The 13516-nt window shown below is 31.9% G+C and carries 8 protein-coding genes, 1 pseudogene and 1 riboswitch; of the genes and pseudogenes, 6 read left to right on the forward strand and 3 right to left on the reverse strand.

Annotated elements, in window-relative coordinates:
- Positions 1-118 precede the first annotated feature (118 nt).
- From brnQ to abc-f, 5 genes and pseudogenes are all read left to right on the forward strand, one after another.
- Positions 119-1474, forward strand: a complete 1356-nt coding sequence (gene brnQ / locus ACSBO6_RS07870) for a branched-chain amino acid transport system II carrier protein (RefSeq protein WP_098848258.1) — start codon at positions 119-121, stop codon at positions 1472-1474.
- Between the two features lie 182 nt (positions 1475-1656).
- The gene (locus tag ACSBO6_RS07875) at positions 1657-3045 is read left to right on the forward strand and encodes an amino acid permease (protein ID WP_098848257.1); all 1389 of its coding nucleotides are present in this window, start codon (positions 1657-1659) and stop codon (positions 3043-3045) included.
- Positions 3046-3268: 223 nt separating this feature from the next.
- Positions 3269-3468: riboswitch (cobalamin riboswitch) on the forward strand.
- Positions 3469-3614: 146 nt separating this feature from the next.
- Positions 3615-5906, forward strand: a pseudogene (gene metE, locus ACSBO6_RS07880) (5-methyltetrahydropteroyltriglutamate--homocysteine S-methyltransferase).
- 13 nt (positions 5907-5919) lie between these two features.
- Positions 5920-6414 carry an acyl-CoA thioesterase gene (locus ACSBO6_RS07885; RefSeq protein WP_098848255.1) on the forward strand — a complete coding sequence of 165 codons (495 nt, stop codon included), beginning with the start codon at positions 5920-5922 and terminating at the stop codon, positions 6412-6414.
- A 419-nt stretch (positions 6415-6833) separates the two neighbouring features.
- Complete coding sequence (gene abc-f, locus ACSBO6_RS07890; RefSeq protein WP_098848254.1) at positions 6834-8666, forward strand: ribosomal protection-like ABC-F family protein; 1833 nt, start codon at positions 6834-6836, stop codon at positions 8664-8666.
- Between the two features lie 86 nt (positions 8667-8752).
- Here the strand turns inward: abc-f and ACSBO6_RS07895 are convergent, their stop codons facing one another.
- The 3 genes from ACSBO6_RS07895 to ACSBO6_RS07905 form a co-directional block, all read right to left on the reverse strand.
- Positions 8753-9271 (reverse strand): VanZ family protein, encoded by a 519-nt coding sequence (locus ACSBO6_RS07895; protein WP_498844446.1) that lies wholly within the window; start codon positions 9269-9271, stop codon positions 8753-8755.
- A gap of 145 nt (positions 9272-9416) precedes the next feature.
- Positions 9417-9791: a hypothetical protein gene (locus ACSBO6_RS07900; protein ID WP_498844447.1), complete on the reverse strand. Its 375-nt coding sequence runs from the start codon at positions 9789-9791 to the stop codon at positions 9417-9419.
- Positions 9792-10422: 631 nt separating this feature from the next.
- Positions 10423-11241, reverse strand: a complete 819-nt coding sequence (locus ACSBO6_RS07905) for a YitT family protein (RefSeq protein WP_098848251.1) — start codon at positions 11239-11241, stop codon at positions 10423-10425.
- Between the two features lie 165 nt (positions 11242-11406).
- Between ACSBO6_RS07905 and exaC the strand changes: the two genes are divergently transcribed.
- Positions 11407-12924: an acetaldehyde dehydrogenase ExaC gene (exaC, locus tag ACSBO6_RS07910; protein WP_098848250.1), complete on the forward strand. Its 1518-nt coding sequence runs from the start codon at positions 11407-11409 to the stop codon at positions 12922-12924.
- The last annotated feature ends 592 nt before the right edge of the window (positions 12925-13516 follow it).

The following is a 13516-nucleotide window of genomic DNA, read 5'->3' on the forward strand; positions in this document are numbered from 1 at the left end:
AGAATAATTTTATTGAAATTTTATTGAATTTGATAGAAATCTGAGGTAAGATTGTTTGGTCTGAAAATTAGTCCAATTGGGAAACTTTAATACAAATTATTAATCGGAGTTGTTGTTTATGTCACCAAGAGTACCTAATACTTTTATCATCATTTTAGGTTTTATGTTATTTGCACTGTTTTTTGGAGCAGGAAATCTAATTTTTCCACCCATACTTGGACAGTTAGCCGGAAAAAACTTATGGATTGCCAATGCCGGTTTTTTAGTTACTGGAGTTGGACTACCATTATTAGGTGTTACAGCTTTTGTTTTTTCAGGTGAAAAAAATTTACAATCTTTAGCTAGACGTGTACATCCGTTGTTTGGTATTGTGTTTACTACGGTTCTCTATCTAGCAATTGGTCCATTTTTTGCGATCCCTAGATCAGGGAATGTATCGTTTGAAATTGGCGTTAAACCCTTTTTGTCGAATGATGCAAATCCTGGTGCTTTAATCATATTTACAATCTTATTTTTCACAGTTACATGCTTGTTATCACTTAATCCTACAAAGATTATTGATGTAGTTGGAAAATTTCTAACTCCTATTAAATTAACGTTTATCGGATTGCTTGTTGTAATCGCTATTATTCGTCCAATTGGAAAATTTCAAGAGCCATTTAAAGGATACTCAACAAATGTATTTTTTAAAGGTTTTCAAGAAGGTTATTTAACAATGGATGCTCTTGTAGCGTTTGTTTTTGGAATTATTATTGTAAACGCAATTAAAGGAAAAGGAGTTACAACTAAAAAACAGCTAATGATCGTTTGTGGAAAGTCAACAGCTATAGCTGCTACACTTTTAGCAATTATCTATTCTGCTCTTGCTTATATGGGGGCTTCAAGTGTTGAGCAACTTGGTCGATTAGATAATGGAGCTGAAGTTTTAGCGAAAGTATCAGAGTATTATTTTGGTTCTTATGGAGCAATTTTTTTAGGTTTAATGATTACAGTGGCATGCTTAACTACGAGTGTGGGACTAATTACAGCTTGTTCTACTTTTTTCCATGACTTGTTTCCAAACATTTCCTATAAGAAAATTGCCATCATTATGACTGTATTTAGTACTCTTATAGCAAATATAGGATTAACCCAATTAATTAAAGTTTCAATTCCTGTATTAATGACATTATATCCTATTGCTATATCCTTAATTTTCTTAACATTCTTACACTATGCATTTAAAGGTAGATCAGAAGTGTATCAAGGTAGTTTAATCTTAACTTTTATTGTGAGCCTATTTGATGGGTTAAACGCAGCTGGAATACAGATTGAAGTAATTCATCATTTCTTCTCTAAGTATCTTCCGTTGTATAGTTTAGGTTTAGGTTGGATATTACCAGCTATTATTGGTGGTTTTCTTGGTTTTTATATTAGTATTTTACGTAAGAAAAATAAGAAAAATATTCCTAATTCAATTCGAAAAATAAGTTAATAATAGGAACTAAAGAAGCTTTTTAACTGTAAATATTTTTGATAAGTTAGTAATGGTTTTAGGGGAGAGGTTTTTAAGATTGATTATGACACTTGTTTTAATCAATTCAGTTACAAAATCGTACTTAAGTAAAGTTTCTTAAATGAAATTTTTATTAAAGTAGTGTAAGGGGAGGAAATAAAATGGCAGAAAAGCAATTGAAAAAAGGATTGAAAGCGCGCCATATTCAGATGATTGCCCTAGGCGGTACAATCGGTGTAGGTTTATTTATGGGTTCAACTAGTACAATTCATTGGACAGGACCATCTGTAATGCTTGCTTATGCAATATCGGGGATTTTCATCTTCTTCATTATGCGTGCAATGGGAGAAATGCTATACGTTGAGCCAAGTACAGGTTCATTTGCAACATTTGGCCATAAATATATACATCCTTTAGCAGGGTATATGACTGCATGGAGTAACTGGTTCCAGTGGGTTATTGTTGGAATGTCAGAAATTATTGCAGTTGGCGCATATATGAAGTACTGGTTCCCAGATCTACCTGCTTGGATACCTGGACTTATTGCAATTGCGATTCTTGGTGCAGCAAATTTAGTTTCGGTTAAATCATTTGGTGAATTTGAATTTTGGTTTGCAATGATTAAAGTTGTCACAATATTATTAATGATTGTTGCAGGATTTGGACTTATTTTCTTCGGTTTAGGAAACGGAGGAAATGCAATTGGTGTATCTAACCTTTGGAAAAATGGCGGCTTCTTTACAGGTGGTTGGTCAGGTTTCTTCTTTGCACTATCACTTGTTGTTGGAGCTTATCAAGGTGTTGAATTAATTGGTATTACAGCTGGAGAAGCAGAGAATCCGAAAAAGACATTAAAAGATGCGATTCAAAGTCTTATTTGGCGTATTTTAATTTTCTATATTGGTGCTATTTTTGTAATTGTAACTGTTTTCCCTTGGGATCAACTAAATTCAATTGGTAGCCCATTTGTTGTAACTTTTGCAAAATTTGGTATTACAGCTGCAGCTGGAATTATTAACTTTGTCGTAATCACTGCTGCATTGTCTGGCTGTAACAGTGGTATTTATAGTGCAGGTCGTATGCTTTATACATTAGGTATAAATGGACAAGCACCTAAATATTTTACAAAAGTCTCAAAGCACGGGGTGCCTTTATTTGGTACGATCGGTGTACTAGTTGGTTTAGTAATCGGCGTTATTTTAAATTTTATTGCACCAAAGAACTTATTCGTATATGTATATAGTGCAAGCGTACTACCTGGGATGATTCCTTGGTTTGTCATTTTAATTAGTCATATTCGTTTCAGAAAAGTAATGGGAGATGAAATTAAGAATCATCCTTTTAAAATGCCTTTTGCACCATTTACGAACTACTTAACTTTAGCGTATTTAGTTATGGTATTAATCGGTATGTGGTTTAATGATGATACACGTATTTCACTTATTGTAGGGATTATTTTCTTAGCAATTCTTGTTATTTGTTTCTATGCTTTTGGTATCGGAAAACGTAAACCTTTAAATGATCAAACAGATGAAAAAATAGCTAACTAATTAATTTCTTAGTTAAAAGGATGTTCCTTTAAACAAATAATGCGTTCGTATGAATAGATCAATCAGTCATTAAACTGATGAGGTTTTCATACGAATGTTTTTTATTGTCTGAATAACTAAATTTACAGTATTCATAAAACTAAAAATGAATTTTTTTTAATTGCACGTAAAATAAAAAATAAATATTTTGACTATTTTTGCATTTTATGACAAAATGATTAAAACTAAATAGTAGGGAATAGGTGTAAATGAATTTCAAAGTTTGAAAATCATTTACTTAAAAGGGAAGTTTGGTTTAATTCCAACACGGTCCCGCCACTGTAATAGAGGAGTAAATAATAAGATGCCACTTATTAATATAGGGAAGGCTTTTATTTACAAAGATTCTTAAGTCAGGAGACCTGCCTATTCTAACGACGCTGTTTGACCTACGAGAGATAGGGAGGTGCCTTATGGAAAGAAAGCTTAAGTTAACGTATTCTAATTATTTATGTTTTCCAACTTAAAGGCATTTTTGTCTCATATGAGATAAAAATGCTTTTTTATTTTAGTTAAAAGGAGAGGGAGAAATGGTGCACATAAGTAATTTAGGATATCCGAGAATTGGTGAAAATCGTGAATGGAAAAAAACGTTAGAAAGCTTTTGGCAAAAGAAAATTGATCAAAGAGAATTTGAACAAGAAATGAAATCACTGAGATTAAACTCAATAAAGAAACAGCATGATTTAGGTGTGGAACTAGTTCCTGTAAATGATTTTACGTTTTATGATCATGTGTTAGATGTTGCAACGATGTTTGGTTGGATCCCTAGTCGATTTGGTGAAATAAATGAAAGGCCAAGCCTAGATACATATTTTGCATTAGCAAGAGGTAGTAAAAACATTGTAGCTTGTGAAATGACAAAATGGTTTAATACAAACTATCACTATATCGTCCCTGAATATCAAAAAGACAAGCAACATAGATTATTATTCAATAAGCCATTAGAAGCATACAAAGAGGCATTAACTGAGCTTGGTATAAAAACAAAACCTGTCATTCTAGGAATCTATACATTTGTACAGTTAGCAAAAGGTTACAAAGAAGAAGAAAAACGAAACATAATAAATCATCTAGTAAATCTTTATATTCAAATGCTTAAAGAGCTTGAGAATGAAGGTGTTGAGTGGGTACAAATTGATGAACCATGTTTTGTTTTAGAAGAATCAAGCGAAGATATTCATTTTATGAAAGAAATTTATGAACAAATTGCAAAAGCTGTCCCTTCATTATAAATTATGCTTCAAACTTACTTTGAAGCAGTAGAACAATATAAAGAACTAATTTCGTTTCCTGTAGCAGGCATTGGTCTTGATTTTGTTCACGGTAAAGATGGTAACTTACAGTCGATTCTTGAGTACGGGTTTCCAAAAGACAAAGTACTAGGTGTAGGAATCATTAATGGACGGAATATTTGGAGAAATGATATAAATGAATCTATTGATTTTTTAAATTCTCTTAAAAAGGAAATAAGTCCAAAAGATTGGTGGATTCAACCATCTTGTAGTTTGCTTCACGTACCAGTTACAAAAGTTGAAGAGAATTTATTAAATGATACTTTGTTTGAAGCTTTATCGTTTGCCAATGAAAAATTAGAAGAGTTAGTTTTACTAAAAAGTTTATTTATTTACAATCCGAACTTAGTTGAAAATGAAGTTAAATATGCAAGTAATTGTTTAGTAAATTTAAAACAACTAAGCCAAAAAAATAACGAAACTCTGAATGAATTAGAATCGATTAATGAAGAAGATTTTAGAAGACCAGTACCATTTCATTTAAGATATCCAATACAAAATAAAGTAATGAATTTACCAATTTTACCAACGACGACAATTGGAAGTTTTCCTCAAACGAAGGAAATTAAACAAATAAGACAGCAATGGCGAAAAAAAATGGTCGATGATTCAGAATTTATAAATCAAATTAAAATGAAAATTAAAGAATGGATTGAAATTCAAGAAAATATTGAAATGGATGTTTTAGTACATGGTGAATATGAGCGTACAGATATGGTTGAATATTTTGGTGAAAAACTAGAGGGATTTGCATTCACGAAAAAAGCATGGGTTCAATCGTATGGGTCGCGCTGTGTTAAACCGCCTATTATTTTTAGTAAAGTAGAGTTTACAAAGCCAATTACAGTAAATGAAACTGCATATGCACAAAGTTTAACAACTAAACCAGTCAAAGGAATGTTAACAGGCCCAGTCACAATATTAAATTGGTCGTTTGTTCGTGAAGATCGAACAAAAGAGGAAATAGCATATGAAATTGCATTAGCCCTACGTAAAGAAGTAAAAGCACTTGAAGCTGTTGGTATTTCAATTATTCAAGTTGATGAACCTGCCATTCGTGAAGGATTACCTTTAAAGCAAAAGGATTGGGATCAATATTTACATTGGGTAACGAGAGCATTTCGTTTAACTACATCAAGTGTCAGAAACGAAACGCAAATACATACTCATATGTGTTATAGCAACTTTAGCGATATTATGGATACAATTATTGATTTAGACGCAGATGTTATTTCAATTGAACATGCAAGAAGTCATCAAGAATTTTCTACTTATTTATCAAATTCCCCTTATCCCTTTGGAATTGGATTAGGCGTGTATGATATTCATAGCCTGAGGGTACCGTCGGTTGAGGATATGGAAGAAAATATTATTAGCTCTTTAAAAGTATGTGATGCAAATAGATTTTGGGTTAATCCAGACTGTGGTTTAAAGACGCGTAATGAAACTGAGGTAATAGATGCCTTATCAAATATGGTAAAATCTGCAAAAATAGTTCGAGAAAAATATTATACAATTATTAAATGATAGGGTGAAATCGATGAATGGTAGATATGTAAAAGAATCCAGAGTATTTGATAGTAGTAGAATATTTCCAACTGATTTAAATAATCATGGTACATTATTCGGAGGAAAAATGCTTGCAGCAATGGACTTAATTGCCTCCATCTCAGCTACAAAGCATTCAAGAATGGAATGTGTAACCGCATCGATGGATTCAGTAGAATTTTTATGTCCAGTTCGCGAAAGTGATTGCATATATTATGAATCATTCGTGATTTTAACAGGCTCAAGCTCAATGGAAGTATTTGTTCGAGCTACTGCCGAAGATTTACTTTCAGGTGAAAAAAGGGTTGCTGCAACTTGTTTTGTAACATTTGTTGCACTAAAAGATGGTAAACCACATAAAGTAGTAGAGGTTATACCAGAAACTAAGGAAGAAATAAAATTACAGCAATTAGCATTTAAGCGTTTAGAAAGTCGCCAAATAAGAAAGAAATTAAGTAAGGAATTGGCATTAATTTGGAAAGAATAAAAAGAAACCATTGAATTCATACTAAAAGTAAGCTAAGATTAAATTAATATTTTTAAGGAGGCATCAAATTTAGACACTATGTACAATATCCGATAACTTTTTAAGCTAACGAATTTTATAGCAAAAAAGTACTCTGCCTGAAATCAGAGAAATTGGATAAGTCTGTCTATTTATGAGCCTATACGAATATTAAATTAATCCATTGAATAAAAACATGGTTTATTTATTATTTCATTTCATTTGAAGTATAAACTCACGTATATTTTTTCATATATACATGGCTTATTAAATTACATCCAATACACACAGGCAGATACTGCTTGTGTGTTTTTTATTTTTCTCTCATTAAAAAATACTTTCGAAAACAGATCGAATTTTTTAAGCAGAGTGATCGATTAAAATCGGATGGAGTGAAGTATATGTTTATTATAAAAGCATCGAATATAGAAATAGAGTTAAATGGAAAAACAATTTTTAATAATGGAAACTTAGACATAAAAGAAGGTGAAAGGGTAGCATTAATTGGTGAAAATGGAGTTGGGAAGTCAACATTTATTAATGCACTTTTAGGTAATATTCCATTAAAAAAAGGAATGCTACAAATTCATTATTCAAAAGATGAAATTGGATGGCTTTTAACTGATGAAGAGAATCAACAAAACCTTTCAGCAAGAGAAGTAGTTGAATCGTTTGATCAAGAGAGATTTTTAATCAAAAAGAATTTAGAAAAGTATTTACGTGACTTGTCAAATGAAGAAAATCTTGCAAAATATAACGAGAGTTTAAGCAACTATTTAGAATTAGACGGCTATGATTGGGAAACGAAAATTGATCAAATTCTTAAGAAATTTCAATTACCGCAATCGTTATGGGATATCCCATTCAGTCATTTAAGTGGTGGACAAAAAACAAAAGTCAAATTAGCAAAAGTAATGTTGAAAAAACCTAAGCTATTAATTTTAGATGAACCAACAAATCATTTAGACACTGAGTCGATCCAATGGTTAACAGAATGGTTACAGAACTATAAAGGTAGTGTCCTTTTTATTTCACATGAACGACAATTTATTGATGACGTAGCGACTGTAACTGTTGAATTAACTGAAAGTGGTACCTTTAAGTATAATGGTGGCTATTCAGCATACAAAATACAAAAAGAGCATGAGAGAAAAACTCAGCAAGCACAATTTGAAAAACAAGAAGCGGAAAAGAAAAAACTTATCGAAACAATAAATCAATATAAACAATGGTTTACAAGTTCACATAATGCGGCTAGTGAACGTGATCCTTTTGCTAAGAAAAAAGCGGCAAAAAACGCATTAAGATTTAAATCAAAAGAAAAGGATTTAGAACGATTAGAAAAAAGAAAAGTAGAAAAACCAAAGGAAGTTAAAACAATTTCAGCGAGCTTTGAAAATGATTCATTTTCAGCAAAACAAATGATTACATTTGAAAAAGTTGATTTTTCATATGATGAAAAATCGTTATTTAATCAAGTTGATTTTATTTTAAATCGAGAAGATCGATTAGCTGTAATCGGAAAAAATGGTTCTGGTAAATCAACATTTTTAAAATTATTAACAGGATTAATCATTCCTAATAATGGGTGTGTAAGACATAATCCTCAATTAAAAATAGGTTATTTTATGCAGGAACTTGAAGCATTAAATGAGGATTCAACAATTTTAAATGAAATATTATCACTACCAAATTTGACTGAAACAGAAGCAAGAACAATTTTAGCATGTTTCCTTTTTAGAAGAGAAGATGTATACAAACAAATAGCGGAACTTAGTATGGGAGAAAAATGCAGAGTCGCTTTTGTAAAACTATATTTTTCAGATTCAAACCTACTTGTACTTGATGAGCCGACAAACTATTTAGACATTCACACAAGAGAAAGAATTGAAGAAGCTTTAGCATCTTATCCTGGGGCTGTAGTTGTAGTATCACATGATCCATATTTACTAAAAAAGGTCTCAAATCGTGTAATCCATATTGAAAACGGGAATCTATATGAATTCAAAGGCTCTTTTGCAGAATGGAACGGTAGACAGAGCATCTCAAATGATCAACAAACATTATTAAATGAACGAATTAAGCTACAACTAGAAATAGCTGCAATAAATGCAGAAGAAAAAGAAACAGATGAAGAAAAGAAAGCTCAAATTTCAAAAATCGTTAAATTACAAAAGGAACTAGATGGAATAAATGAGAGGTTAGTTGTAGATTTAAAAGGGAAATCAATATAAGTTATTGCATAGTGTGTAATCTTTATAATAATCGCCTAAGAATGTTGGTAAAAACATTCTAGGCGTTTATTAAATTAGATCACTTCTCAAGCATTATAAATATGTTTTAATAGCGAGTTTAATTTTATATTAGCTTTTTTTATTATTAGCTTAAATAGAAAAGAAAATAATTTGAATAGACTATATCCAATTAAAGTACCTATAAAATTAAATATGAGGTCATTTATATCAACAACTCTAAAAGAGAAACCATTAAGTAGTCCAATAATTCCTTGCAAAGACTCAATTATGATCCCTAACAATAATCCTACTATGGCTATTTTTGTTAATGTACTTTTTGTAATAAAAGGAAGTCCGAATCCAAATGGAATTGTCATCAAGACATTAAGTATAGAAGTCTCAAAATCATCCTTTGTAAGGTGTATAAGAGGAACTAGATTCAAATTCCATGCTTGTAACCCAAACATATTCCTGTATGTTTGAGATAGATAGATTGGAAATTGAGAGTATTTTAAAACATAACATAAATAGATAAACATAATAGAGAAGAAAATTAAATACACAATATCTTTTTTGAATTTTGTCTTTAATACAAATAGTATCATTAATAATATCAATATAGATCCATACAAAATCCATCAATTGAAATCGATCATCTTTTTCATTTTGAGAATCCCCTCCAAAATAAACCGTATAAGAGATTGATTTTTATGACTTATAAATATTTTTGAATGTTTTAAATATATTTTTCTAATTTTTTAGTGTACCAGAACCTTTGATATTATTACCGTCGTCTAAACCATTCACTCTTGTAATTATTAAATAATATTTAGTTCCACCACCTACTGATTTAAACTTTCCTGAAAAATTACTACCTACTTTTGCTTTAACAGATCCAAAGCTGTTACCAGAAGTTGCATTCCAAAGAGTAAACAATAAATCAGTAGGAGTGGTTTTAGCACCTGCATCTTTACTGAAAACATAAGTAGAACCATTAATACCTACTGTACCTGCATCCAGTTTGTGATAAGCTGCATTTACTCTTCCATCTAAATAAACTTTATTCATCTGGAAATTGAAGATACTTGTACTAGCTAATGCAGGGATAGTAAAAACTAGACTCAACAATGATACTGATATGCATGAAAATAACATTGTTTTCAGATTTTTTATTAAATTAGCGCTCCTTTTGTTGTAATAATATTAAACTTCTAAACTGATGGACAATCTAAAAAATATGATTTTGAACTATTAGTATTGTGAGATTCAAGTCACAAAAAAGTAGAAAGGTGAAATGTAACCAATGCTACAAATACATTCGGATAACAGCAAGTGTTGCATGTAGCTTTCTGAAATAAGTGAGTTAAAGGATACAAAAGCCTAAGGGTAGAGAATTACCTGTTGATGGAGATAATCAAGTGATCTGTGGCAAAGAATATGAAGGGTTTAAACAAGAAGTTGTTATAAAATTAATTGTTTTTTGTCGCACCTCCTTCTCAAAGTTATAACGATTTACAATTTGACTTTACCATTTATTTCATATAAAAACGGTTAAAGATGTTACAAACTGTTGAAATATACTAACGATTTTAAAAAACAGACAAAACTGCATAAAAAAAACAATGACTTATTAGCCATTGATTAGTGGTGTCGAAAATGATGTGCGACCATAAAGCGAAAGCAATTTAAAAGAAAAAAACAAATCACTTAAGTTTGATTACTTAAAGCGATTTGTTTTTTTATTTACTTAAATCTTTTATCCTGCTTTCAACACGTCATTTACATCATGTATTACGACAAATGCTTTTGGATCAATTGTATGAATTATTTTTTTTAGTTCAAATAGTTCTTTATTATTAAGAATAATATATAAGGACTCTTTTCTTAAGCCAGAGAAGTGGCCTTTTGCAGGATAAATCGTTACTCCTCGATTCATTTCGTTTGATACGATTTGGGCAATTTCATTCGCTTGGTCGGATATAATCGTAATCGCTTTTTTAGGATTTAATCCTTCCATGATAAAATCCATAACTTTAATACCAATATAAATAGAAATTACAGTATATAAAGTCTTTTCAAAGCCGATTACAAAATAACCACCTAAAACGACGATTAGATCAAATAATAGTAAAGATTTACTAATACTCCACCCAAAGGATTGATGAACCATTTGAGCAAGTACTGTAGAACCACCTGTTGTACCCCCCGCACGAAAGACAATTCCTAAACCTAGACCAATTAAAACACCAGCAAAAATAGTGCCTAGTAAAGTTTCGTTTGTTGGTACGCCATAACCGTCCGTAATACGTAAGAAAAATGAAATTGCTACTATGGAAATAACTGTATATATGATTAGTTGTTTCTTTAAATATTTATATCCAATTATTAACAAGGAAGCATTTAAAACAAAATATACGACATCAGGTGACCAATTAAATAAATAATAAGTAATCATCGTAATGCCGGTAAAGCCACCCTCAGCTAATTTATTCGGTATAGCAAAGAAGTTAACACCAACTGCAAATATAGCTGACCCAACAAGGAGATATAAAATATCTAGGAAGTTTTTACGCACAGTGACCCCTCATTTTCTAACAGATTTTTTCACTTCTATCATTCTACCTAATAATTCGTTATGAATCAAAAAAATTTTCCAAATTAAACGATCTATTTATTAGTCATAGATCGTTTCACATGTTCATAGGCTTATAAAGAGACAAGCTAATAAGGAGGAATCATTATGGTTTACGCAACACCTGGAAAATCTGGTTCATTAATTACGTTTAAAAATCGTTATGACAATTTTATTGGTGGGGAATGGGTAAGGCCAGTAAGGGAACGGTATTTCGGAAATGTATCGCCTGTAACTGGACAAGTCTTTTGTGAGGTAGCTAGATCGACTTCAGAAGATATCGAAAAAGCACTTGATGCGGCACACAGTGCAAAAGGTAAATGGGGGAGAATGTCAGTAACTGAGAGGGCAAATATTTTACATAAGATTGCTGATCGTATGGAAGAGAATAAAGAATATCTTGCAATCGCTGAAACTTGGGAAAATGGTAAACCTGTTCGTGAAACTTTAGCTGCAGATATTCCATTAGCAATTGATCATTTCCGTTATTTTGCCGGTTGTATCAGATCGCAAGAAGGATCACTCGGTGAACTTGATGGTGATACAGTTGCATATCATTATAAAGAGCCATTAGGAGTTGTCGGTCAGATTATACCTTGGAATTTCCCAATTTTAATGGCTGTTTGGAAACTTGCTCCAGCACTAGCTGCGGGGAATTGTGTTGTTTTGAAACCGGCTGAGCAAACGCCAACTTCTGTGTTAGTTTTAATGGAACTAATTCAAGATTTATTGCCACCTGGAGTTGTTAACATTGTAAACGGATTTGGACTTGAAGCGGGTAAACCATTAGCTTCAAGTGATCGAATTGCGAAAATTGCATTTACTGGTGAAACTTCAACTGGGCGACTGATTATGGAATATGCTTCAAAGAATTTAATTCCTGTTACATTAGAATTAGGTGGTAAATCTCCTAATATATTCTTTGAAGATGTAGTAGACAATGAAGAGTTTTTCGATAAAGCACTTGAAGGGTTTACGATGTTTGCCTTAAATCAGGGAGAAGTATGTACATGTCCATCAAGAGCACTAATTCATGAATCAATTTATGAAGAATTTATGGATAGAGCAATAAAACGAGTGAAAGCGATTAAACAAGGAAATCCATTGGATCCTCAAACAATGATTGGCTCCCAAGCTTCTCAAGAGCAATTGAATAAGATCTTATCTTATTTTGAAATTGGAAAGAATGAAGGGGCAGAAGTTTTAGTTGGCGGTAGTCGCAATGTTCTTGATGGAGAATTGAAAGATGGTTTTTATGTAAACCCTACTGTTTTTAAAGGGAACAATAAAATGAGAGTATTCCAAGAAGAAATTTTTGGTCCTGTTGTCTCGGTCACTACATTTAAAACAAAAGAAGAGGCATTGGAAATCGCTAATGATACATTATATGGATTAGGGGCGGGTGTATGGACTCGTGATATGGATACGGCTTATCGATTCGGACGCAACATCGAAGCAGGTCGAGTTTGGGTAAACTGTTATCATGCATATCCTGCTCATGCTGCTTTTGGTGGCTATAAAAATTCAGGAGTAGGTCGTGAAACGCATAAAATGATGTTAGACCACTACCAAAATACAAAGAATTTGCTTGTCAGTTATTCACCGAGTAAACTAGGATTCTTTTAAAATCTTTTTCACTCCAGTATTTATTTACTGGAGTGTCAGACTGTTGAAATATTTTGTTGTCAATATAGAACAACAGAAGTCTCAGTATATATTATTTAAGCAAAAATTTGAAAGGTTTATACTCATAACAGGTTCATGAGGAAGTAAGCTAGTGAAAATTTGAAAGATACTTCCTCATAAGCGGTTCATGAGGAAGTAAACTAGTGAAAATATGAAAGGTACTTCCTCATAAGCGGTTCATGAGGAAGGAAACCAACGAAAATATGAAAGGTACTTCCTCATAAGCGGTTCATGAGGAAGTAAACCAGCGAAAATATGAAAGATACTTCCTCATAAGCGGTTCATGAGGAAGTAAACCAACGAAAATATGAAAGATACTTCCTCATAAGCGGTTCATGAGGAAGTAAACTAGTGAAAATTTGAAAGGTATTTCATCATAAGCGGTTCATGAGGAAGTAAACCAACGAAAATATGAAAGATACTTCCTCATAAGCGGTTCATGAGGAAGGAAACCAACGAAAATATGAAAGGTACTTCCTCATAAGCGGTTCATGAGGAAGTAAACCAGCGAAAATATGAAAGATACTTCCTC

The organism is Bacillus sp. AL-1R (assembly GCF_052180195.1).
Taxonomy (GTDB): Bacteria; Bacillota; Bacilli; order Bacillales; family Bacillaceae_G; genus Gottfriedia.